The following is a 22954-nucleotide window of genomic DNA, read 5'->3' as shown; positions in this document are numbered from 1 at the left end:
GTTCGTCTCCACTCTCGCAGCGGCGCCGCCCCCGCGGCGTACACCCTCACAGCTGACCGACGGAGGTCACGCGGACGACGGCCCGGCCCTCCTCGTCGGAAGCCGCCAGATCGATCTCCGCGCTGATGCCCCAGTCGTGGTCGCCGTTCGGATCGGCGAAGGTCTGCCGGACCCGCCACAGACCGTGCGCCGCGTCCTCGTCGATCTTCAGCAGCTTCGGGCCGCGGGCGTCCGGACCGGTGCCCAGGTCGTCGTACTCGTCCCAGTAAGCGTCCATCGCCTCGCCCCACGCGTCCTCGTCCCAGCCCGCGTCGCCGTCCAGCTCACCGAGCTCACCGACCTTGTCCAGCGCGGCCAGCTCCACCCGGCGGAACATCGCGTTGCGCACCAGCACCCGGAAGGCGCGGGCGTTGGCCGTGACCGGCTTCACCTCGTCGGCCCGCTCCTGCGCCTGCTCGGCGGTCTCCACCTCCGGGTTGGCCAGCTGCTCCCACTCGTCCAGGAGACTGGAGTCCACCTGGCGGACCATCTCGCCCAGCCAGGCGATCAGGTCCTCCAGGTCCTCGGACTTGAGGTCGTCCGGGATGGTGTGCTCCAGCGCCTTGTAGGCACTGGCGAGATAGCGCAGCACGATGCCTTCGGTGCGGGCCAGCTCGTAGTTCGAGGTGAACTCCGTGAACGTCATGGCGCGTTCGTACATGTCCCGGATCACGGACTTCGGCGAGACCGGGTGGTCGCCCACCCACGGGTGGCTCCTGCGGTACACGTCGTACGCGTGCCACAGCAGCTCGCTCAGCGGCTTCGGGTACGTGACCTCCTGGAGCAGCTCCATCCGCTCCTCGTACTCGACACCGTCCGCCTTCATCTGCCCGACGGCCTCGCCGCGCGCCTTGTTCTGCTGCGCGGCGAGGATCTGCCGCGGGTCGTCGAGCGTCGACTCGACGACGGAGACCATGTCCAGCGCGTACGAGGGGGAGTCCGGGTCCAGCAGGTCGAACGCGGCCAGTGCGAAGGTGGACAGCGGCTGGTTGAGTGCGAAGTCCTGCTGGAGATCGACGGTGAGCCGGACGATCCGGCCCTCCGCGTCCGGCTCGTCGAGCTGCTCCACGACACCGCCGTCCAGCAGCGAGCGGTAGATCGCGATGGCCCGGCGGATGTGCCGCAGCTGCGCCCGGCGCGGCTCGTGGTTGTCCTCCAGCAGACGCCGCATCGCCTCGAAGGCATTGCCGGGACGTGCGATCACGGACAGCAGCATGGTGTGGGTGACCCGGAAGCGGGAGGTCAGGGGCTCCGGGTCGGACTGGATCAGCTTGTCGAAGGTGGTCTCCGACCAGGCGACGAAGCCTTCGGGGGCCTTCTTGCGGACCACCTTGCGCTTCTTCTTCGGGTCGTCGCCCGCCTTCCGGACGGCCTTCTCGTTCTCGATGACGTGCTCGGGCGCCTGCGCCACGACGAAGCCCGCCGTGTCGAAACCGGCCCGGCCCGCACGGCCGGCGATCTGGTGGAACTCCCGGGCGCGCAGCGTACGGACACGGGTGCCGTCGTACTTGGTGAGCGCCGTGAACAGCACCGTGCGGATGGGGACGTTGACGCCGACGCCGAGGGTGTCCGTACCGCAGATCACCTTCAGGAGACCGGCCTGGGCGAGCTTCTCCACCAGGCGCCGGTACTTCGGCAGCATGCCCGCGTGATGGACCCCGATGCCGTGCCGCACATAGCGGGAGAGGTTCTGGCCGAATTTGGTGGTGAAGCGGAAGTTGCCGATCAGATCGGCGATCTTCTCCTTCTCCTCCTTGGTGCACATGTTGATGCTCATCAGCGACTGCGCCCGCTCGACGGCCGCGGCCTGGGTGAAGTGCACGATGTAGACGGGCGACTGCCTGGTGTCCAGGAGTTCGGTGAGGGTCTCGGTGATCGGGGTCAGCCGGTACTCGTAGCTGAGCGGCACCGGACGGGTCGCCGAGCGGATCACGGAGGTGGGGCGGCCGGTGCGGCGGGTCAGGTCCTCCTCGAACATCCGGACGTCACCGAGCGTGGCCGACATCAGGACGAACTGCGCCTGCGGCAGCTCCAGCAGCGGGATCTGCCAGGCCCAGCCGCGGTCCGGCTCGGCGTAGAAATGGAACTCGTCCATGACGACCTGGCCGATGTCGGCGTACTTGCCGTCACGCAGTGCGATGGAGGCCAGGACCTCGGCCGTGCAGCAGATCACCGGGGCGTCGGCGTTGACCGAGGCGTCGCCGGTGAGCATGCCGACGTTCTCCGTACCGAACAGCTTGCACAGGTCGAAGAACTTCTCCGAGACCAGTGCCTTGATCGGCGCGGTGTAGAAGGTGACCTTGTCCTGGGCCAGGGCGGTGAAGTGCGCACCTGCCGCGACCAGGCTCTTTCCGGAGCCGGTCGGCGTGGAAAGGATCACGTTCGCGCCCGACACCACCTCGATCAGCGCCTCCTCCTGGGCCGGGTAGAGGGTGATGCCCCGCGTCTCGGTCCATGACGAGAAAGCCTCGAAGAGGGCGTCGGGGTCGTCGGTCGGGGGCAGCTGATCGATAAGGGTCACGTCCCCATCTTGCCTGCCTTCCGCCCGGATGAGGGAACCGGACGACCGTATGAAGATCACGGACGATACGCTTCCCACTCAACTCGGCCGTGCCTGGGCGGCAATGGCCGCGATACGACTCTGGGGGCGGGAAGAATCATGATGGGACCGGCACACTCTCTGTCAGGGGCGGCGGCCTGGCTGGGGGTGGGCGCGGCGGCGGCGGCCGCCGGCCACGCGATGCCGTGGCCCGTCCTCGTGGTCGGGGCGCTGATCACCGCCGGAGCGGCGCTGGCCCCGGACCTCGACCACAAGTCCGCGACCATCTCGCGTGCCTTCGGGCCGGTGTCCCGGGGGCTCTGCGAGATCGTCGACAAGCTCTCGCACGCCGTCTACAAGGCGACCAAGATGCGTGGCGACTCGCACCGCAACGGCGGCCACCGGACGCTGACGCACACCTGGCTCTGGGCCGTCCTGATCGGCGCCGGGGCCTCCGCCGCGGCGATCACCGGCGGGCGGTGGGCGGTCCTGGCGATCCTCTTCGTCCATCTGGTGCTCGCCGTCGAAGGGCTGCTGTGGCGGGCCGCCCGGATGTCCAGCGACGTCCTGGTCTGGCTGCTCGGTGCGACCAGCGCCTGGATACTGGCCGGCGTCCTGGACGAACCGGGCAACGGCTCGGACTGGCTGTTCACCGCCCCCGGCCAGGAGTACCTGTGGCTCGGGCTGCCGATAGTGCTCGGCGCCCTCGTCCACGACATCGGCGACGCGCTGACCGTCTCCGGCTGCCCGATCCTGTGGCCCATCCCGATCGGCCGCAAGCGCTGGTACCCGATCGGCCCGCCGAAGGCCATGCGGTTCCGGGCCGGGAGCTGGGTGGAGCTGAAGGTGCTGATGCCGGCGTTCATGGTGCTCGGGGGAGTGGGCGGGGCGGCCGCGCTGAACTTCATCTGACGGCGCACCGCCCGCGGCCCCCGGGTGCACCAGGGGGCCGCAGGCGGACCGCTCAGCCGTGCCAGGACCGCCACAGCGCCGCATACGCGCCGTCCGCCGCCACCAGCTCGTCATGACCACCCAGCTCGCTGATCCGGCCGCCCTCCACCACCGCGATCACATCGGCGTCGTGCGCGGTGTGCAGCCGGTGTGCGATCGCCACGACCGTACGGCCGTCCAGCACCCGGGCCAGTGAGCGCTCCAGATGGCGGGCGGCCCGCGGGTCCAGCAGCGAAGTCGCCTCGTCGAGCACCAGCGTGTGCGGATCGGCCAGGACCAGCCGGGCCAGGGCGATCTGCTGGGCCTGGGCCGGAGTCAGCGCCAGACCGCCGGAGCCGACCTCGGTGTCCAGCCCCTCCGCCAGATTCCTCGCCCACCCGTCCGCGTCGACGGCCGCCAGCGACGCCCACAGCTCGGCGTCCTCGGCGCCCGTACGGGCCAGCAGGAGGTTGTCCCGCAGCGAGCCGACGAACACATGGTGCTCCTGGTTGACCAGCGCCACATGCGTACGTACGTCCTCCGCCTTCATCCGGGACAACTCGGCGCCACCGAGGGTCACTTCGCCGGTGCGCGGGGCGTAGATCCCGGCCAGCAGCCGGCCCAGCGTGGACTTGCCGGCGCCGGACGGGCCGACCAGCGCGAGGCGCGTACCCGGTGCCACGTCCAGCGACACCCGGTGCAGGACGTCGAGTCCGGCGCGGTAACCGAAGCGCACCTCGTCGGCCCGTACGTCCCGGCCGTCCGGGACGACCTCCGCGTCACCCGCGTCCGGTTCGATGTCCCGTACGCCGACCAGCCGGGCCAGCGACACCTGGGCGACCTGGAGCTCGTCGTACCAGCGCAGGATCAGGCCGATCGGGTCGACCATCATCTGCGCCAGCAGCGCACCCGTCGTCAGCTGCCCAACGGTCAGCCAGCCCTCGATGACGAACCAGCCGCCGAGCATCAGCACCGCGCCCAGAATCGTCACATAGGTGACGTTGATGACGGGGAAGAGCACGGAGCGCAGGAAGAGTGTGTAGCGCTCCCATGCGGTCCACTGAGCGATACGCGTGTCCGACAGCGCCACCCGGCGCGCACCGAGGCGGTGCGCCTCCACGGTCCGTCCGGCGTCCACGGTCTCCGCCAGCATCGCGGCGACCGCGGCGTATCCCGCGGCCTCCGAACGGTACGCGGACGGCGCCCGCTTGAAGTACCAGCGGCAGCCGATGATCAGCACGGGCAGCGCCAGCAGCACCGAGAGCGCCAGCGGCGGAGCCGTCACGGTGAGGGCGGCGAGCAGCAGCCCCGCCCACACCACGCCGATCGCCAGCTGCGGCACGGCCTCGCGCATCGCATTGGCCAGCCGGTCGATGTCCGTGGTGATCCTGGAGAGCAGGTCTCCGGTACCGGCCCGCTCCAGCACCCCCGGCGGCAGCCCGACCGACCGTACGAGGAAGTCCTCGCGCAGGTCGGCCAGCATCTCCTCGCCGAGCATCGCGCTGCGCAGGCGCATCAGCCGCGTGAACACGGTCTGCACGACCAGCGCGAGCGCGAACACCCCGGCGGTGCGCTCCAGATGGAGGTCCCGCACACCGTCCGAGAGGTCCTCGACCAGCCCGCCCAGCAGATACGGGCCGACGATCGACGCGATCACCGCGACGGCGTTGAACACGACGAGCACGGCGAACCGCCCGCGATGGCGCCGCAGCAGCTCCCGTACGTAGCTCCGTACGGTGGTGGGGGTGCCGACCGGCAGGGTCGTCGCCGACTCCGGCGCGGCCGGGTCGTACGCCGGTACTGCGACGCCGATCATGCCCGTTCCTCGATTTCCTCGATCGTTGCGGTCGCGCACCCGGGGGCAGGGGCCGCGATCTCCTCGTCCGTCTCGCGTGTCACGACGGCCCGGTAGCGGGGCTCCGTGCGGAGCAGGTCGCGGTGCCCGCCGACCGCGACGACGGTGCCCCGGTGCACCAGCACCACCCGGTCCGCGAGGTCGAGCAGCAGAGGTGAGGAGGCGAACGCCACGGTGGTACGGCCCTGGCGCAGTGTCTTGATCCCGGCGGCGACCCGGGCCTCCGTGTGCGAGTCGACGGCGGACGTCGGCTCGTCGAGCACCAGCGCCTCCGGGTCGGTCACCAAGGAGCGCGCCAGCGCGAGCCGTTGGCGCTGGCCGCCCGAGAGCGACCGGCCGCGCTCGGTGATCCGGGTCGTCATCGGGTCGCCGTCCGTGGCGAGCGACGCCTGTGCCAGGGAGTCCAGCACATCGCCGCACTGCGCGGCCGTCAGCGCATCCTCGGCGGTCACCCGGCCGGACGACGGAACGTCCAGCAGCTCGCCCAGCGTGCCGGAGAGCAGAACGGGCTCCTTGTCCTGGACCAGCACGGCGGTCCGGGCGGAGTCCAGCGGGAGTTCGTCCAGCGGGACACCACCCAGCAGTACCGACGGGGCCTCGCGCTCCGCGGCGCCCTCCGCCGAATCCGGGCCGGCTCCGGCGCCCGGCTGCGCGTGTCCGCCGAGCCGCTCGGCCAGCCGTCCCGCCTCGTCCGGGTTGCCGCAGACCACCGCGGTGAACAGCCCGGCCGGAGCCATCAGACCGGTGACCGGGTCGTACAGATCGCCGGTCGGCGCGGCGTCGACGGTCGACGGCCGGGCCGCCCGGTGCAACGACAGCACCCGGACCGCTCGCTGGGCGGACGGCCGCGAGAAGGAGTACGCCATCGCGATCTCCTCGAAGTGGCGCAGCGGGAACAGCAGCAGCGTCGCCGCGCTGTACACCGTGACCAGCTGACCGACCCCGATCCGGCCGTCCCGAGCCAGCATCGCCCCGTACACGACCAGCGAGATGAGCAGCAGGCCCGGCAGCAGCACCTGGACCGCCGAGATCAGCGACCACATCCGCGCGCTGTGCACAGCCGCCTCGCGGACCTCCTGGGAGGCACGCCGGTAGCGGCCGAGGAACAGCTCCTCGCCGCCGATCCCGCGCAGCACCCGCAGCCCGGCCACGGTGTCCGAGGCCAGTTCCGTGGCCTTGCCGGCCTTCTCCCGCTGGAGGTCCGCGCGCCGGGTGGCCCGGGGGAGCAGCGGCAGCACGGCGAGGGCCAGCAACGGCACGGAGACCGTCACCAGGATGCCCAGCGACGGCAGATAGAGGAGGAGCCCCGCACAGATCAGGACCAGGGCGGCGGCCGCCGCGGCGAAGCGGGAGAGGGCCTCGACGAACCATCCGATCTTCTCGACGTCGCCGGTGGACACCGCGACCACTTCGCCCGCCGCGACCCGACGGGTCAGCGCCGAGCCGAGCTCCGCGGTCTTACGGGCCAGCAACTGCTGGACCCGGGCGGCGGCGGTGATCCAGTTGGTGACGGCCGTCCGGTGGAGCATGGTGTCGCCCAGCGAGATCAGCACTCCCAGGACCGCGATCAGCCCGCCCGACCACGCGAGCCGGCTGCCGGAGCGGTCGACGACCGCCTGAACGGCCAGACCGACGGCGGGCGGCAGCCCGGCGATGGAGCACTGGTGCAGTAGTCCCCAGCCCATGGACTTGAGCTGGCCCCTGAGCTGATTGCGACCGAGCCAGAGCAGGAAGCGTGGCCCTGACCGGACATCGGGATCGCCGGGATCCGGGTAGGGAAGATCGCGAATCTGCATGACGTCCCATGGTTCGGTGTGACTGGTGGTTCGGTGAGTGGATCGAGGTGAATGATCCAAACCGTGCCAGGTTCGCCCCGGGACGTCGGTCCGAGCAATTGGTTTTCTCCGGGAACGGCCGTATCGCGCCAGGGCCGCGATGCGCAGGGCCGGGCCGGGCCCCGCGGGGCCCGGCCCGGCCCGCCCGCCGGCTCAGGCCTTCTCGGGGTTCTCCGAGTCCATGCCGGAGCGGGCCTTCTTCCACTCACCGCGGGTGAAGTCCGGGATCTGCTGCGGCGCGCCCTTCGCCCGGATGGACAGGTGGCTGAGCGGAACGGGGGACGTCCAGGTCGCCGCGTCGTACACGTCGAAGTCGGGGACGAGGCCGAGCCGCATGCACTGCATCAGCCGGAACACCAGCATGTAGTCCATGCCGCCGTGGCCGCCGGGCGGATTGGCGTGTTCTTTCCACAGCCAGTGGTCCCAGTCCTGGTACTTGGAGAAGTCGCCCCAGCTGTCGTTGGTGTGGTCGGGCTCGATGTAGATGCGGGCGGGGTAGTCCTCGAAGACGCCCTTCGTGCCGCCGAGGCTGTTGATCCGTGAGTACGGATGCGGGGTGGACACATCGTGCTCCAGCCGGATGACCCGTCCCTTGGCGGTCTGGACGAGACTGATCGTCCGGTCGGACTCGATATAGGTCTCCTTCCAGCTCGGGTCGCCGGCCGGCATGTTCTTCTCGCGGTACTCGGCGAGCCCGAGGGACGGGGACCCGACACTGGTGATGCTCACCGCGCGGTCGCCGCGGTTGATGTCCATGTAGTTGGCGACCGGGCCGAACCCGTGGTTGGGGTAGAGATCGCCCCGCAGCCTGGTGTGCCAGAGCCTGCGCCAAGGGCCTTCGTAGTAGTCCGGGTCGAACATCAGGCCCCGCAGGTCGTGGTTGTACGCGCCCGCGCCGTGCAGCAGATCACCGAAGAGACCCGCGTGTGCCATGCGCAGCACACGCATCTCGTTCTGCCCGTAGCAGCAGTTCTCCAGCTGCATGCAGTGGCGTCTGGTGCGCTCGGACAGATCGACCAGTTCCCAGAGCTGGTCGAGCTGGAGAGCGATCGGGCACTCCACACCGACATGCTTGCCGTTCAGCATGGCGGTCTTCGCCATCTGGAAGTGGAAGTCCCAGGGCGTCGCCACATAGACGAAGTCGATGTCTCCGCGCTTGCAGAGGTTCTCGTAGTCGTCCTCACCGTTGGTGTAGACGGCGGGTGCCGGCTGGCCCGCGGCGGTCACCTTCGCGGCGGCCCGTTGCGCCTTCGCCTTGACCGGGTCGCAGACGGCGACCACTTGTACGCCGCTGACGGCGAGGAAGAGATCGATCATGCTGCCGCCGCGGTTGCCGAGGCCGACGATGCCGACCCGTACGGTGGAGCGCCGGTCGAAGGGAACCCCCACCATGGTCCGGCCCTGGCGCTTCGGAACCTGTGCCGGGTCCGCTGCGGCGGCCTCCGGGGCCCGGCCGGTGGCGGCCGCGGTGGAGCCGCCGAGGGCGCCGAGCCCGAGCCCGGCGCCGGCCACCCCGGCGGTCGTCCAGAGGACCGAGCGGCGGCTCATGGAGCCCTCGTCGCCGCCCTGTGTACCGTCGTTCTGCTGTGCTGCGTCGTTCATCGATCCTCCGTGAAGGGGGTCTGACGTGCGCGGCTGGTGAATGAACCTCGGTAAGGACCTTCGTAGTTGGGTCTGCTGTTGCGCAAGGGGAGGGATTGGACTCCTGTTCCCAAACCATGGACTTTCGTGTCTGCGCGAAAACGCCGGGCGGGCTCGAAGGTGTCGAGCCCGCCCGGCGATCCAGGGCGGCTACGGGACCGGCCGGCCCCGGGTGATCAGCGCACAACAGCCCCCGGCCGGGTGGCCCGCTCCAATTCCATGAGCACCGAGTAGTACGAGTGGCCCGTGGCCCGGTCCATGCCGATCTCACACATGCGGTTGGCCGAGAGATACGCGTCGTACTCGCGCCCGTTCACCTCGGCGGCCTCCTTCGCCGTCGCCGAGGCCGTCAACTCCTTGTGCAGCATGCCCCGGTCGCCCGCGAAGGCGCAGCAGCCGGCGTCGTCGGGGATCACGACCTCCTCGGCGCAGGCCTCCGCGACCGAACGCAACTGCTGCACATCGTCCAGATGCTGCATGGAGCACGTCGGATGCAGGACAGCCGAACCGGTCCTCCGGAGGATCGTCAGCTCCGGAAGCAGCTCGTCGGCCGCCCAGACCAGGGAGTCGACGATGGTCAGATCCCGGTGCAACTCCCGGTTGTCGTCGGTGAGATAGGGCACCACCTCGTGGGCGATGCCGAGGGTGCATGACGAGGCGTCCACGACCAGCGGGAGCTTTCCGCCGGCCGTCCAGCCCCAGGCCGCTTCCACGATGCGGTTGGCCATCACGGTGTTGCCCTCGTCGTAGCCCTTGGAGTGCCAGATCGTCGCGCAGCAGGTCCCCGCGACATCGTCCGGGATCCATACCGGTTTCCCGGCGCGGGCGGAGACAGCGACGACGGCCTGCGGCAGCGACGGACCGCGGTGGCCCTCGGGGCCGCCGAAGATGCGGTTCACACACGCCGGGTAGTAGACCGCGTTCGCCCCGACACGGGAGGTGCGGGGCAGCTTACGGGCGGCGGCACCGGGGATCTCCGGCAGCCACTCGGGCACCAGATCGGGACGCACGGCCTTGCGGGCGAGAGCGGTGATGGTCTCCAGCGGCCCGTCGCCCAGCCGGTCGCCGATCCGGTCGGCCGCGGCCACCGCGAGCCGCGCCGCCGCCTCCACCGCCTTGAAGTTCTTCGCGGTGAGCGCCGCGATCCGCTCCTCGCGCGGCGAGTGCCGCCGGTGGCGGAAGTCCTTCATCATCGCGCCGGTGTCGATGCCCACCGGGCAGGCGAGCTTGCACGTCGAGTCGCCCGCACAGGTGTCGACGGCGTCATAGCCGTAGGCGTCGAGCAGTTGCGTCTCCACCGGGGAACCGCCCGGCTGCCGCATCATCTCCCGGCGCAGCACGATCCGCTGGCGCGGGGACGTGGTCAGGTCGTGGCTGGGGCAGGTGGGTTCGCAGAAACCGCACTCGATGCAGGGGTCGGCGACCGCCTCGACCTCGGGAATGGTCTTCAGCCCGCGCAGATGGGCCTTCGGGTCGCGGTCGAGGACGATCCGGGGGGCCAGGACGCCGTCGGGGTCGATGATCTGCTTGGTGCGCCACATCAGCTCCGTGGCCCTGGGGCCCCACTCCAGCTCCAGGAACGGGGCGATATTGCGGCCGGTGGCGTGCTCGGCCTTCAGAGAGCCGTCGAAACGCTCCACCGTCAGTCGGCAGAAGTCGTCCATGAACGCGGCGTAGCGGTCGACGTCGGACGGCTTCGCCGCGTCGAAGGCGAGCAGGAAGTGGAGGTTGCCGTGTGCCGCGTGGCCTGCCACAGCGGCGTCGAAGCCGTGTTCCGCCTGGAGCGAGAGCAGGGCCTCGCAGGCTTCGGCCAGCCGGGAGGGCGGCACCGCGAAGTCCTCCGTGATCAGCGTCGTACCCGAGGGGCGGGAGCCGCCGACCGCGGTGACGAATGCCTTGCGGGCTTTCCAGTAGCCGGAGATGGCCTTGGCGTCGCGGGTGAACGCGTTGGTCACCGAGGGGACGGGCGCGACCAGGTCGAGCTCCTGGACGACGGCGGCCGCCGCCTGCTCGTACGCCTCCTGGCCGTGCTCGTCCGGGGCCCGGAACTCCACCAGCAGCGCCGCGGTCTCCTTGGGCAGCTCGGCCCAGTCCGCGGGCACGCCCTGGACACTCACCGAGGCGCGCAGCGTATTGCCGTCCATCAGCTCGACGGCGATCGCCCCCGCCTCGTTGAAGCGGGGCACGGCGGCCGCCGCCGCGGTCAGGGACGGGAAGAAGAGCAGCGCCGTAGAGATCCGGCGGTCCAGCGGCAGCGTGTCGAAGACGACTTCGGAGATGAAGCCGAAGGTGCCCTCGGAGCCGACCATCAGACCGCGCAGGATCTGGACGGGTGTCGAGCCGTCCAGGAAGGCGTCGAGGCGGTAGCCGTTGGTGTTCTTGATCTCGTACTTGGCGCGGATCCGGGCGGTGAGCCCGGCGTCCGCCTCGATCTCCGCCTTGACGGCCAGCAGCCCCTCGCACAGTCGCGGCTCGGCTCGGGCGAGGTCCTCGTCCGCCGCCGGGTCGGCCGTGTCGACGACGGTGCCGCTCGGCAGCACGAAGGTGAGGGAGGAGACCGTGCGGTACGAATTGCGGGTCGTGCCGGCCGTCATCCCCGAGGCGTTGTTGGCGACGACTCCGCCGATCGTGCAGGCGATGGCACTGGCCGGGTCGGGGCCCAGCAGTCGGCCGTGCCGGGCGAGGGCGGCGTTGGCCCGCACGACCGTCGTACCCGGCCGGATGCGGGCCTGTGCGCCGTCGTCCAGGATCTCGATGCCCGCCCAGTGGTGGCGGACGTCGACCAGGATGTCCTCGCCCTGGGCCTGGCCGTTCAGACTGGTGCCGGCTGCCCGGAAGACGACCTCACGGCCCTTTCCGTGCGCGTACGACAGGACCGCCGAGATGTCGTCGATGCTCTGCGGGACCACGACGATCTGGGGGACGAAGCGGTAGGGGCTGGCGTCGGAGGCGTACTTCACCAGGTCGGAGACCTTCCACAGCACCTTCTCCGGGCCGAGCAGGGCGATCAGGTCGCCGCGCAGCGGTTCGGGCGTGCCCGGAGCCTGCCGGTCGGGGACCCGGTCCACGGACGGCGGCCGCACCGCTTCGGGGCGGAGTGCTTCCGGCTTCGGCTCCAGCAGTGGCATGTCGAGGTCTCCTCGGCGGTTCGGTTCGGTACCACGGCGGCGGACGCGCGTCACCCGGCGGGTGCGGGCGTGTCCGTGCGGTGTTCTAACAGCGGCGCTCCGGCATTCCGTTGACCAGAGCGGACAGCAGCCCGCCGAGCACCTCGCGCTGATCGGCGGTCAGTGGGGCCAGGATTTCCTCCGCGGCGGCGCGGCGCGCGTCGCGCAGCGACCGGAGGGTGGCGAAGCCCTCTTCGGTGATCTCGATGCGCACCACCCGGCGGCTGTCCGGATCGGGGGCGCGACGCACCCGTCCGCTCGCCTCCAGGCCGTCGACCAGGGTGGTCACGGCGCGCGGAACGACGTCCAGGCGCTGCGCGAGATCGGCCATCCGGGGCGGGCCGTCGTAATGCGCGACCGTGCGGAGCAGCCGGAACTGCGCGGGAGTTATACCCATCGGCTCCAGCTGGCGGCTCTGGATCCGCTGGAGCCTGCGGGTCACCCGCAGCAGCTGCTCGGCGAGCACGCCGTCGGCATCGGAGGAGTCCATGGGGGAACAATATCAGGACCCCGTTCATTGTGAGCATAGGTAACAATGAGCTAAGCTCTCGAAAGTCCGCTCGCTCGTGCTCGACACCCTGCCCGGCCCTGCTCGAGTCGCAGCTGCCGCACGCCTGACGAAGGAGCCCATGAAGCCCGACGGAATCAACTGGACACCCCCGCCGAAGGACGCGAGCCGTCCGCCCGCCGAGGTGCGCCGCATCCTGCGCCTCTTCCGTCCCTACCGAGGCCGGCTCGCGCTGGTCGGACTGCTCGTCGGCGCCTCGTCGCTGGTGTCGGTCGCCTCGCCCTTCCTGCTACGCGAGATCCTGGACACGGCCATCCCCCAGGGGCGTACGGGGCTGCTGTCGCTGCTCGCCCTCGGGATGATCCTCACCGCCGTGACGAACAGCGTCTTCGGCGTCCTGCAGACGCTTATCTCCACCACGGTCGGCCAGCGGGTCATGCACGACCTGCGCACCGCCGTCTACGCCCAGTTGCAGCGGATGCCGCTCGCCTTCTTCACCCGGACCCGCACCGGCGAGGTCCAGTCCCGCATCGCCAACGACATCGGCGGCATGCAGGCGACCGTCACCTCCACCGCGACGTCACTGGTCTCCAATCTCACCGCGGTCGTCGCCACGGTCGTCGCCATGCTGGCGCTCGACTGGCGGCTCACCCTGGTCTCGCTCCTGCTGCTGCCGGTCTTCGTCTGGATCAGCCGGCGCGTCGGCCGCGAGCGCAAGAAGATCACCACCCGCCGCCAGAAGCAGATGGCCGCCATGGCGGCCACGGTCACCGAGTCGCTCTCCGTCAGCGGCATCCTGCTCGGCCGGACGATGGGCCGCGCCGACTCCCTCACCAAGGGCTTCGCCGAGGAGTCCGAGAAGCTCGTCGACCTCGAAGTGCGCGCCAGCATGGCCGGGCGGTGGCGGATGTCCACGATCGGCATCGTCATGGCCGCCATGCCCGCCGTCATCTACTGGGCGGCCGGCCTCGCCCTGCAGTCCGGCGGACCCGCCGTCTCCATAGGCACTCTCGTCGCCTTCGTCTCGCTCCAGCAGGGGCTCTTCCGGCCTGCCGTGAGCCTGCTCTCCACCGGGGTGGACATGCAGACGTCCCTCGCGCTCTTCCAGCGGATCTTCGAGTACCTCGACCTCGACGTGGACATCACCGAGCCCGAGAATCCGGTCCGGCTGGAGACGGTCCGCGGCGAGATCCGCTTCGAGGACGTCGATTTCAGCTACGACGAGAAGAGCGGTCCGACCCTCAGCGGTATCGATGTGGCTGTCCCGGCCGGCGGCAGCCTGGCGGTCGTCGGCCCGACCGGGTCCGGCAAGTCCACGCTCAGCTATCTGGTGCCCCGGCTCTACGACGTCACCGGCGGCCGGGTCACGCTCGACGGAGTCGACGTACGCGATCTGGATTTCGACACCCTGGCGAGAGCCGTGGGCGTGGTCTCACAGGAGACCTACCTCTTCCACGCCTCGGTCGCCGACAACCTGCGCTTCGCCAAACCGGACGCGACCGATGCCGAGATCGAGGCGGCGGCCCGCGCGGCGCAGATCCACGACCACATCGCCTCCCTGCCCGACGGCTACGACACCCTGGTCGGTGAGCGCGGCTACCGCTTCTCCGGTGGCGAGAAGCAGCGTCTGGCGATCGCCCGCACGATTCTGCGTGACCCGCCCGTCCTGGTGCTCGACGAGGCGACGAGCGCCCTCGACACCCGTACCGAATTCGCCGTGCAGGAAGCGATCGACGCGCTCTCCGAGGGGCGTACGACCATCACCATCGCGCACCGGCTCTCCACCGTCCGCGATGCCGACCAGATCGTCGTCCTGGACGGCGGCCGGATCGCCGAGCGGGGCAGACACGAGGAACTGCTCCAGCAGGACGGCCGCTATGCCGCGCTGGTCCGACGGGACACCCAACTGGCCCCCGCGACAAGCTGATCGACGGACCGGGCGGGCCATCGGGCCGCACACGCGGCGACGCCGCCGCCCCCGTGGGACGGGGAGCGACGGCGCCGGGCGGAGCAATGGTCAGACGAGCCAACCCACGAAGTGGAGGATGCCGGCGAGCAGGTTGGTGATGACGTTCATTCGGTGTTTCTCCTTGTACGTGTTGCATATGTGGGACAGCGCAATCGCGGTCTGCAGCCCGTCGCTTGCGCCCTGTAATCATCCAGTGCCGCAGGGGAGTTGAGCAACGAATAGCGGAACGACCACGCGTTCGAGCGAACATCCGATCCCTTGTTCGTGCGTTCCATCCGGCGAATGCGCGGCCCGTGTCGTCCGGGCCGTCGTTCCGGACGGCGAGATAGCGTGCCCCGCATGGTGAACGAGTCCCCGGACACCCCGCCCCGTCGCACCCTCCGCCCGACCCGGCGTGGCCGTCTGGTGCTGTTCATCGGCATCCTGCTGGTCCTGGTCGTGGCGGCTGCGGTGCTCGTGCCGCTGCTGACGAGGGGGCCGAAGGTCGAGCGGGCCCGCTCGCTCGTGATTCCCGAGGGCCGGCGCGCGTCCCAGGTGTACGCGGCGGTCGACAAGGTTCTCGCGGTCGACGCCGGCACGACCGGGAAGGCCGCCGGTACGGCGGACCTGCCGCTCCCGGCCGCGGCGAAGGGCAACCCCGAGGGCTACCTCTTCCCGGCGACGTACCCCGTCACCTCCGGTACGACCCCGCAGGGCCTGCTGAGATACATGGTCGACACGGCAGTCCGACGATTCGGTGCGGAACACATCGCCGAGGGAGCACGGCGCAACGGCGCCTCGGTCTACGACACGGTGACGATCGCGAGCATCGTGCAGGCGGAGGCGGACACCGCGGCCGACATGGGCAAGGTCGCCAGAGTCGTCCACAACCGGCTGGCCCGGGGCATGCCGTTGCAGATGGACTCCACGCTCAACTACGCGCTGAGCCGCAGCACCCTGCACACCACCACGGGTGACACGAAGATCGACAGCCCGTACAACAGCTATGAGCGCAAGGGGCTGCCGCCCACACCCATCGGGAACCCGGGGGAGCAGGCGATGGCGGCGGCGATCAACCCCACTTCCGGAGCGTGGCTGTACTTCGTCACCGTCTCGCCGGGGGACACCCGCTTCACCAGCAGCTACACGGAACACCAGAAGAACGTGGCGGAGTTCAACCGCAACCACCGCAGCGCCTCCGGCGGCTGAGCGCCCGCGCCGTCACCCCACCGCGGGCGCGAGTGCCTCATCGGCCTCCACCGCGTCCTGCCCGTCCAACAGCAGGCCGATCGCGCGCACCGCGGCCCGCCCCGCCCGGTTGGCGCCGATCGTGCTCGCGGAAGGCCCGTACCCGACGAGATGGATGCGCGAGTCCCGTACCGCCCGCGTGCCCTCGACCCGGATGCCGCCACCCGGCTCGCGCAGCTTCAGGGGCGCGAGATGATCGATGGCGGCCCGGAATCCGGTGGCCCAGAGGATGACGTCCGCCACGACCGTCCGGCCGTCGTCCCAGGCGACCCCGTCGGGTGTGATCCGGTCGAACATGGGCAGCCGGTCCAGCACCCCCGTCTCGCGGGCGTGCCGCACCGCTTCTGTGAGGGGCAGCCCGGTCACGCTCACCACACTCTGCGGCGGCAGCCCGCGCCGCACCCGATCCTCCACCAGCGCCACAGCGGCCCGTCCCCGGTCGGCGTCGAAGGGGCCGTCCCGGAAGACCGGCGGCCGTCGTGTCACCCAGTACGTCTCGGCCGCCACCTCGGCGATCTCCATCAGATGCTGCGTACCGGAGGCGCCGCCGCCGACCACCACCACGCGCTGTCCGGCGAATTCGGCCGGACCCGGGTAGTCGGCGGTGTGCAGCTGCCGCCCCCGGAAGCTCTCCTGACCCGGGTAGCGCGGCCAGAACGGCCGGTCCCAGGTGCCGGTGGCGTTGATCAGGGCTCGGGTGGCGTACGCACCCTCGGAGGTCTCGACGAGCAGCCGCCCGTCGGCGCCCTCGCGGACCGCGCTCACCTCGACGGGGCGGTGGACCCGCAGGTCGAAGGTGCGCTCGTACGCGGCGAAGTACTCACCGATCACCTCGGAGGAGGGCCGGTCGTCGTCCGCTCCGGTGAGCTCCATGCCGGGCAGGGCGTGCATACCGTGGACCTTGCCGTACGTCAGCGAGGGCCAGCGGAACTGCCAGGCGCCGCCGGGGCGCGGGGCATGGTCCAGCACGACGAAGTCACGGTCCGGCTCCAGGCCGGCGCGGCGCAGATGGTAGGCGCCGGACAGTCCGGCCTGTCCGGCGCCGATCACGACGACATCGACCTTGCGTGCTGCGGCCACTCCAAAGTTGTTCACGCTTCTATCAACTGTGGTGGGGGCGAGGATCTTCCCCTGGTGGACGCAGTCCGGGGACAGGGGGAGACTCGCCGCGGCCACGCGCACGATCTCGGCAAGTGGACGAGTGATCTCGCCGTACAAGCGAGAAGATGGACGCATGCCTCAAGCCTTCGCCACCACCGTTCTGCACATCACGACCGGAACGACGGAGACCGTCACCGATCTGACGGCCGACTGCGAACAGTTCCTCAGCCGGAACGCCGCCTCCAGGGATGGTCTCCTCAACATTTTCGTGCCGCACGCGACCGCGGGCATCGCCGTCCTGGAGACCGGTTCCGGCAGCGACGACGACCTCCTGGCCACCCTCCACACCCTGCTGCCCGCCGACGGCCGCTGGCAACATCGCCACGGCAGCCCCGGCCACGGCCGCGACCACGTACTGCCCGCACTGGTCCCGCCGCACGCGACGCTTCCGGTGATCGGGGGGCGGCTGGAGCTGGGGACGTGGCAGTCGGTATGCCTGGTCGACACCAACAAGGACAACCCGAACCGTCAGGTGCGGGTGTCGTTCCTCGGGTAGCGCTGGGAGCCAGCGCTGCTCCTCACCTCGACGGTGCGGAGCGTGTCACGCCCCCACACCACCCTCCTCGGCGGTGCTGTTCCGCGACGCCGAGGACGGCGTCGGCCGCCCCCGGAGCGATGTGGGTCAGCACCGGCAGGATGCGGTACCAGGTGTCGGTTTCGAGAGCCTTGTGGACCATGCTTCCTACGAGGGGGTGGGCGGCAGGCGGCGCAGGGCAGAGTGCGCGCGCGAGTGTGCACAGGATCGTCAGTGTCCAGTCGTCCGCCTCGGCCGTCACGTCCAGGAGCACGGGTGTTCCGGTCAGGTGACCGGCTACGGCGGCGAGGGCCGGTCCACGGGCGTCCGGATCCGAGACGTCGGAGACCGTCGCGTACGCCCGTTCTGCGTCGCCGAGCGCGGCCCGGAGCACGGCGAGGGTGGCGACCAGCATCCTGGCCCTTGCCCTGCGCGACTTCGGCTCCGACTGTCCGCCGCTGGTCTGCATGTCTGGCTGGCCCAACACTGCCGCGATTCAGCTTCTGTGCCTACTCGTCGACGGGGTGCTGCTCTTCGCTACCACGGTGTCTTCGATGGCGAGGGCATCCGCATTGCCGCATACGTCCTGGACAAGACGCGGGCGCACCCCTGGAGCATGACGGCAGCGGACTACCGGGCCGCGGACGTCCGCAACACACACGGTCGGTCTGCTACCCAGGGCATCACCGGAGCGCCGTGGGACCCCGCGTTGGCCGCCGAGGCCGTGGCTGAGTACGGTACCGCCGTGGTCGAGGAACCGATGGCCGATGTGCTGTTGGAGAACCTCACTGCCATTGCCCCGGGGCAATGGCCGCTGGGCTGGTTCAGCGCCCGAGTTCGGCGTAGCGGACGACCTGGACCGCCAGGACGATGACCATGGCTGTCTCGGCCAGCGAGATCACCATCAGTGGCCAAGGTATCGGGCCGAGCAGCCAGTAGACGGCCAGTGCCGCAAGTGGTGCCCCGCAGAACGTCATCAGATCCACGGTGAGCTGGAATCGTTTCCGAGAGCCGCGGCGTGCGTCGCGACGATGTGCGGATTCCCAGCCGAAGACATCTGTCTGGACTGACGTCAACTCCGCGAGGCGAGGGGACAGATCGTCGCGTATGTACCGGCCGACGGCGGAAATCTTCTCGTCGTTGACCAGGTAGGTCCACCCCAGGACTACGGACAACGGGGGGAGCAGCAGCAACATTTCGAGGTGGCCGCCCCGTGCGAGCGTGGAGCCGATGACCGCGGCCATGACGCCGAGGGTGGCGTAGATGAGGTTGTCGCGGAAGCCGATCCTGGCTCGTTGCTCCTGCTTGATCTGCTCGTACTCGGCAAGCAGGAGTTGGCCGATGTCGATCACAGTTTTTCATTCTCCAGACGAGCCAGTTGGGCTTCCAGACCGCTGAGGCCGTTCCTCTCCGCGCCGCTGCGGACGAGGGACACATCGGGGATCTCCAAGCGTAGTTGGAGGGCCAGGCGAGTGATGAGTTCTTCCGCTTCCTGTCGAGTGACCTGCCGACGTGAGCCCATCCTCTGGTCCAGTCGGTCAAGAAAGGCGTGCTTTCGTGGTGTTTCCTCCGGGCACCAGACGCGGAAGAAGCGGCTGCCCGCCATGCGATAGCTCCCGATGCGGGAGACCGGGATCCCCTTCTCGCCGAAGGCGGAGGAAGGCAGAGAGACCGACCAGGTGCCGTCGTCGTCCTGTTCCGGGGCGACTGCGTCGAGGCCCTGCTCGCGGAGCCACTTCCGGGCGGACCGCAGGAGGCGCTCGTCCGCCTCCGTGTCCAGCTCCTCGTTGTCGAGCGCGTTGATCAGCTCCGGTGTACCGGCGCAAAGCGCACTGAGCTCCGGGTCGTGTGCTGTCCCCGCCTCGGCCTGGCCGTAGACCAGAAGCCGCTCCCGGCCACGCACCAGGTAGACGGGCAGGAAGAGGAGTGTCTCGCTCAGACACTCCACGGCGTTCAGCGCGACGGGGAGGTTGAACCGGGCCCGGTCCTTGCGGCTCTTGAGGCGGTCGAGGGCTGAGCGGTCGAAGCCGGATGCCACAGCGACCGGTGTGAAGCGTGGGTAGTGCTTGCTGCGCTGCGCCCGGTCCATCTCTTCGGCGGACAGCAGCGTCACGACCTCGTCGTCGTAGTGGGCCCGGGTCAGCGGGCCACAGCTCAGGGCCTCGAAGTACAGCTGGCGTCGGTCCTGGCGGGTGACCACGTAGCGGATGTCGTCGTCCACGGAGCGCTGTCCCAGCGGCGTCAGGTGCAGCTGGCCCCCGGGCCCTTCCTGGGTGTGGCCGATCGCGGTCAGGAAGCGCACGGCCTGCGCGACCAGGGCGCGGTCCAGTGCGAAGAACGCCGCGAGTTCGTCCACGGTGTCCAAGGAACCGTGGCGCAGCCCGCGCTCCAAAAATCGGTCGATCAGGAAGAAGGCCTCGCCCTCGGTGATGTCGGCGCGGATCTCCACCTTCCACACCGGCAACAGCAGTGCGTAGAGCCGGGTGGGCACGACGCCCTGTCCGAAGGCGGCGTCCTCCAGAACCCGCTCTTCAGGGAAGTTCATCAGGCGAGGTGCAGTGGTCATGGCCGGCCTCCTTCCCGGGCCAGGCGGGCGGCATCGCCCAGGTCCGGGACGGTTTCGTCGAGGGCGGCCATGACTTCGCGGTAGTCCCGCAGATCGCCACGTTCGAGCAGATGCTGATGAAGGTCGCCGATGAGAGTGCGGAATCCTGGATCGTCCGCATGCATCAGAGTGCTCAGATCGCCGGTCAGGACGAGCTGGCTCTTGGCCCGTGTGAAGGCGACGTTGGCACGGCGCAGTTCCTTGAGGAAGCCGATCCGGCCCTCCGGATTACTGCGGGTGAAGCCGTACAGGACGACGTCGCGCTCTCCACCCTGGTAGGAGTCGACGCTGCCGACCGAAGCATCCGCGAGCTGAGAGTCACCGATCAGCGGGGTGAGATAGCGGACGACCTCCAGTCGCTGAGCGAGGTAGGGGACGATCACCATCCACTCGGCGCCGCGGCGGTGGTAGAAGGTGGCGAGCCGGGCCAGAAGGCGCGCTTCGCAGGGGTTGAAGGGGCCCTTGCGGCTGCGGCCTTCGGTGCGCCCGCGCCCCGACTCACGACGCACGCGGTCGGGCAGCGCGGCAGTGTCGACGAAGGCCATCGGGCTCGCGAACAGGGGATCGCGGTGACTGTGGTCCTTCTCCGTGAGCAGTTCTCCCCGGTAGAAGGCGGCCGAGATGAAGTCGGCGATCTCAGCGGGCATGCGACGCTGGCGGGTCAGCTGCACGACATGCGAAGAGGGCAGCCCGGCACGCAAGCGTTCCAAGGCGCTCTGTGACATCAGCCGGATCAGTTCGGGATCACCGATGTCCTGTGCCCACTCGTCCACGTCGGCATCACGGAAGGGCGGCAGCTGCCGGTCATCGCCGACCAGGACACCACGGCGGACCCGGGCCAGCGGCACCAGTGTGTCCGCGATTCCGATCTGGCCGGCCTCGTCGACGATTCCCAAGTCGAAGTCGACGCCGGCCAGTTCGGCGCGTGATGCGGCGCCGATGCAGGTGGCGCCGACCACCTGGGCGTAGCGGACGAGTTCGGGCACCAGCTGCCCCGGGTCCTGGCCGATGGCGGCTCGCCACTGCTGGGTCAGTTCCTGGCGTCGCGAAAGGACCGGGAGCCAGTCCTTCAACTGCCCGTGCAGGGCACGCAGCGCGGTCGCCCCATCGGCCGGATCCAGCATGCGAGCCGGCAGCGCCGCGCCCGGCACGACCGAGCGCAGCGCGTGGACGGCCGTGTCGGCTGCCTCGTAGGCGGACTGGACGCTCTTGGCGACGTGGCCTTCCGCCGTCTGAAGTGTGGTTCGGGCGGCGATGACTGCGGGGTCCTCGCGGGTCGCGCGTTCTGCCTCGGCGCTCGCCGCCTCGGTCCGCCGGAGGATGCCGGCGGCGAGCGCGTTCAGCTTCTCGATCTCGGCTGTCTCGGTGGCGAGCTCTTCTTCCCGGCGGCGAGCCCGGGTGCGGTGCAGACGACCGGTGAACAGGGCGTTGGAACGCTGCCGTTCGGAGTGGGCCTTCGCCCGGAGCCGCTCGGCACGCTCGGTGCGATCCTCCAGGATCGACCGCCGTTGTTGTTCCTCGAGCCGGAGCGCCGCCAAATGCTCCTGGGCCGGTGCGGCCGCGGCCCGGATCGCCGCGCGCAGGCGCAGGTCCGCGGTCCGCGCCTCCTCGGCGTGGCTGTCGACCTGCTGAACGCGCGTGGCGAGCTCGGCTGTCCACGGTTCTACGGCTGCTGCCTCCTGGTAGGCCTGCGTACGCTGGGCCATTGCGTGCTGGATCTCTTCGGAGAGGCTCTCCGACTGTTCCTCCAGGAGTAGCGGTTTGACGTCGGCGTGAACCTTGCTCTCGTCCCCGACCCGGATCACCACGAGATCTTGCGGGAGCCGGGCCAACACGTTGTCCACGGCGCGGTTGGTGTGGGACGTGACAAGCACTCGGCCGCTGTCCGCGGCGGACGTGGTTGCGGCGGTGTGGGCGATCTCCGTGATGGTCCGGGTCTTGCCCGTGCCGGGCGGGCCGAGCACCACCAGCAGGTCCTCGGTGGTCAACGCCTTGCGAAACGCCTGGAGTTGTTCGGGGTCGAGTTCCTGGTGCGGTTGCGCGCCAGTCGCCGGGATCGGGCGCACCTGGTGTTCGACCACGGCAGGGAGGAGGCCAGTGTTCTTGGAATCGCGTGCGCGGAGGCTCGCCACGGCCTGCCGCTGCTTGTTGAAGATCACATTGCTGGGGATGAGCTCCAGAGCGCCGCGCGTCGGCAGCCGGTCCCATGACGCGGGCTGATCGAATCGGACGGTGACGCACCGGCCCGTTGCCCGGCCCACTTTGCCACGGGTCTCCGTGTCGCCCTGAATGCGGACGAAGGCGCCGGACGGCGGCAGCTCCGGTCCGATGAGCTCGAATTCGTAGACGGACTGCGGGGCTCTGCCGCGCTTGCCACCAGTGGCCGTGAAGCTCTGATACGGGAAGGGGGCGGCTTGGCGTGCCTCCCGGGTGGTGATCTCTTCGGTGGCGTCGATGAGGCGGTCCACCGAGTCGAGAAAATCCGACTGGGCATCGCCGGTGGACTGGACTTCCAGCAGGTCCGCCCGCGCCTGACCGAGACGCTGCCAAGCCTGTTCGAGGACCTGCCACTGGGCGTCCGAGCCCGTAGGTACAGCCCGCAGCTCAAACACCATGTGCCATACGGGCGGGCGCACCACAAGGCAGGACCTGGCGAGTCGCGCGTGGTCGGTGAGGCGCAGTGGATCGATGTGCTTGACGAGGTAGCCGGTCCCTCGGTTCGTCGCTTCGAGGCGTATCCGGTATGCGCGTGTATGTACCAGCAAGGACGGTTTGTACTTGCCGCCAGCCGGGTTGACGCTCACGGCCACGCCGGCTTCCAGCTGGTTCAGGTCGTGAACGATCTGTGCGGCGTCCGGTGGCAGACCGGCGCTGGACTCGGCCTTCGAGCGAAGCTGCTCGTCGAGACCGAAGCCGGGTACGAGAACCAGCGGGGCGCGCAAGGTGATGGTGGTGACGGGCATC

General features: G+C 69.8%; 15 protein-coding genes and 1 pseudogene. 5 read left to right on the top strand and 11 right to left on the bottom strand.

Annotation, left to right across the window (positions count from 1 at the left end):
* Nucleotides 1-46: 46 nt before the first annotated feature.
* Nucleotides 47-2560 (bottom strand): DEAD/DEAH box helicase, encoded by a 2514-nt coding sequence (locus IE107_RS17125; RefSeq protein WP_189544636.1) that lies wholly within the window; start codon nucleotides 2558-2560, stop codon nucleotides 47-49.
* Nucleotides 2561-2698: 138 nt separating this feature from the next.
* Between IE107_RS17125 and IE107_RS17120 the strand changes: the two genes are divergently transcribed.
* On the top strand, nucleotides 2699-3490 hold the full coding sequence (locus IE107_RS17120; RefSeq protein WP_189544635.1) for a metal-dependent hydrolase: 792 nt from the start codon (nucleotides 2699-2701) through the stop codon (nucleotides 3488-3490).
* Nucleotides 3491-3542: 52 nt separating this feature from the next.
* Here the strand turns inward: IE107_RS17120 and IE107_RS17115 are convergent, their stop codons facing one another.
* From IE107_RS17115 to IE107_RS17095, 5 genes are all read right to left on the bottom strand, one after another.
* Nucleotides 3543-5324, bottom strand: a complete 1782-nt coding sequence (locus IE107_RS17115; protein ID WP_189544634.1) for an ABC transporter ATP-binding protein — start codon at nucleotides 5322-5324, stop codon at nucleotides 3543-3545.
* The gene (locus IE107_RS17110; RefSeq protein WP_189544633.1) at nucleotides 5321-7159 is read right to left on the bottom strand and encodes an ABC transporter transmembrane domain-containing protein; all 1839 of its coding nucleotides are present in this window, start codon (nucleotides 7157-7159) and stop codon (nucleotides 5321-5323) included. Before IE107_RS17110 ends, IE107_RS17115 begins: the two co-directional genes overlap by 4 nt.
* Before the next feature lie 192 nt (nucleotides 7160-7351).
* The gene (locus tag IE107_RS17105) at nucleotides 7352-8800 is read right to left on the bottom strand and encodes a Gfo/Idh/MocA family protein (RefSeq protein ID WP_189544632.1); all 1449 of its coding nucleotides are present in this window, start codon (nucleotides 8798-8800) and stop codon (nucleotides 7352-7354) included.
* Nucleotides 8801-9015: 215 nt separating this feature from the next.
* Nucleotides 9016-11967, bottom strand: coding sequence for an FAD-binding and (Fe-S)-binding domain-containing protein (locus IE107_RS17100; RefSeq protein WP_189544631.1), 2952 nt, complete (start codon nucleotides 11965-11967; stop codon nucleotides 9016-9018).
* A gap of 85 nt (nucleotides 11968-12052) precedes the next feature.
* Nucleotides 12053-12496 (bottom strand): MarR family winged helix-turn-helix transcriptional regulator, encoded by a 444-nt coding sequence (locus IE107_RS17095; protein WP_189544630.1) that lies wholly within the window; start codon nucleotides 12494-12496, stop codon nucleotides 12053-12055.
* Nucleotides 12497-12635: 139 nt separating this feature from the next.
* Between IE107_RS17095 and IE107_RS17090 the strand changes: the two genes are divergently transcribed.
* Together IE107_RS17090 and mltG are read left to right on the top strand one after the other, a co-directional pair.
* On the top strand, nucleotides 12636-14441 hold the full coding sequence (locus IE107_RS17090) for an ABC transporter ATP-binding protein (RefSeq protein WP_189544629.1): 1806 nt from the start codon (nucleotides 12636-12638) through the stop codon (nucleotides 14439-14441).
* A gap of 381 nt (nucleotides 14442-14822) precedes the next feature.
* Nucleotides 14823-15671, top strand: coding sequence for an endolytic transglycosylase MltG (gene mltG / locus IE107_RS17085; protein ID WP_189544628.1), 849 nt, complete (start codon nucleotides 14823-14825; stop codon nucleotides 15669-15671).
* A gap of 12 nt (nucleotides 15672-15683) precedes the next feature.
* Here the strand turns inward: mltG and IE107_RS17080 are convergent, their stop codons facing one another.
* Complete coding sequence (locus tag IE107_RS17080; protein ID WP_189544720.1) at nucleotides 15684-16805, bottom strand: NAD(P)-binding domain-containing protein; 1122 nt, start codon at nucleotides 16803-16805, stop codon at nucleotides 15684-15686.
* Nucleotides 16806-16944: 139 nt separating this feature from the next.
* Here IE107_RS17080 and IE107_RS17075 point away from each other — a divergent pair, with 139 nt between their 5' ends.
* Nucleotides 16945-17367 carry a secondary thiamine-phosphate synthase enzyme YjbQ gene (locus IE107_RS17075; protein ID WP_189544627.1) on the top strand — a complete coding sequence of 141 codons (423 nt, stop codon included), beginning with the start codon at nucleotides 16945-16947 and terminating at the stop codon, nucleotides 17365-17367.
* 22 nt (nucleotides 17368-17389) lie between these two features.
* Here IE107_RS17075 and IE107_RS17070 read toward each other — a convergent pair whose 3' ends face one another.
* Nucleotides 17390-17872: a hypothetical protein gene (locus tag IE107_RS17070; RefSeq protein WP_189544733.1), complete on the bottom strand. Its 483-nt coding sequence runs from the start codon at nucleotides 17870-17872 to the stop codon at nucleotides 17390-17392.
* Here IE107_RS17070 and IE107_RS17065 point away from each other — a divergent pair.
* Nucleotides 17853-18259: pseudogene (locus tag IE107_RS17065) on the top strand (DUF2399 domain-containing protein). The gene IE107_RS17070 and the pseudogene IE107_RS17065 overlap by 20 nt on opposite strands.
* On the opposite strand, the gene IE107_RS17060 reads toward IE107_RS17065, so the two are convergent.
* The 3 genes from IE107_RS17060 to IE107_RS17050 are packed head-to-tail and all read right to left on the bottom strand — an operon-like array spanning nucleotide 18210 to nucleotide 22953.
* On the bottom strand, nucleotides 18210-18737 hold the full coding sequence (locus IE107_RS17060; RefSeq protein ID WP_189544626.1) for a hypothetical protein: 528 nt from the start codon (nucleotides 18735-18737) through the stop codon (nucleotides 18210-18212). The pseudogene IE107_RS17065 and the gene IE107_RS17060 sit on opposite strands and share 50 nt — an antisense overlap.
* On the bottom strand, nucleotides 18734-19951 hold the full coding sequence (locus IE107_RS17055) for a hypothetical protein (protein WP_189544625.1): 1218 nt from the start codon (nucleotides 19949-19951) through the stop codon (nucleotides 18734-18736). The genes IE107_RS17060 and IE107_RS17055 overlap by 4 nt, the downstream gene beginning before the upstream one ends.
* On the bottom strand, nucleotides 19948-22953 hold the full coding sequence (locus IE107_RS17050) for a DEAD/DEAH box helicase (protein ID WP_189544624.1): 3006 nt from the start codon (nucleotides 22951-22953) through the stop codon (nucleotides 19948-19950). The genes IE107_RS17055 and IE107_RS17050 overlap by 4 nt, the downstream gene beginning before the upstream one ends.
* Nucleotide 22954 lies beyond the last annotated feature (1 nt).

This window comes from Streptomyces gelaticus (genome assembly GCF_014649535.1).
In the GTDB taxonomy this organism is placed as follows: Bacteria; Actinomycetota; Actinomycetes; order Streptomycetales; family Streptomycetaceae; genus Streptomyces; species Streptomyces gelaticus.
The sequence above is the reverse complement of the archived record's forward strand: the minus strand, read 5'-3'. Positions and strand labels throughout refer to the sequence as shown.

Excerpts from the sequence above, each read along its gene's own strand:
- IE107_RS17120 (WP_189544635.1), top strand. The coding sequence starts at position 2,699 with ATGATGGGACCGGCACACTCTCTGTCAGGGGCGGCGGCCTGGCTGGGG.
- IE107_RS17115 (WP_189544634.1), bottom strand. The coding sequence starts at position 5,324 with ATGATCGGCGTCGCAGTACCGGCGTACGACCCGGCCGCGCCGGAGTCG.
- IE107_RS17110 (WP_189544633.1), bottom strand. The coding sequence starts at position 7,159 with ATGCAGATTCGCGATCTTCCCTACCCGGATCCCGGCGATCCCGATGTC.
- IE107_RS17105 (WP_189544632.1), bottom strand. The coding sequence starts at position 8,800 with ATGAACGACGCAGCACAGCAGAACGACGGTACACAGGGCGGCGACGAG.
- IE107_RS17100 (WP_189544631.1), bottom strand. The coding sequence starts at position 11,967 with ATGCCACTGCTGGAGCCGAAGCCGGAAGCACTCCGCCCCGAAGCGGTG.
- IE107_RS17095 (WP_189544630.1), bottom strand. The coding sequence starts at position 12,496 with ATGGACTCCTCCGATGCCGACGGCGTGCTCGCCGAGCAGCTGCTGCGG.
- IE107_RS17090 (WP_189544629.1), top strand. The coding sequence starts at position 12,636 with ATGAAGCCCGACGGAATCAACTGGACACCCCCGCCGAAGGACGCGAGC.
- mltG (WP_189544628.1), top strand. The coding sequence starts at position 14,823 with ATGGTGAACGAGTCCCCGGACACCCCGCCCCGTCGCACCCTCCGCCCG.
- IE107_RS17075 (WP_189544627.1), top strand. The coding sequence starts at position 16,945 with ATGCCTCAAGCCTTCGCCACCACCGTTCTGCACATCACGACCGGAACG.
- IE107_RS17055 (WP_189544625.1), bottom strand. The coding sequence starts at position 19,951 with ATGACCACTGCACCTCGCCTGATGAACTTCCCTGAAGAGCGGGTTCTG.
- IE107_RS17050 (WP_189544624.1), bottom strand. The coding sequence starts at position 22,953 with ATGCCCGTCACCACCATCACCTTGCGCGCCCCGCTGGTTCTCGTACCC.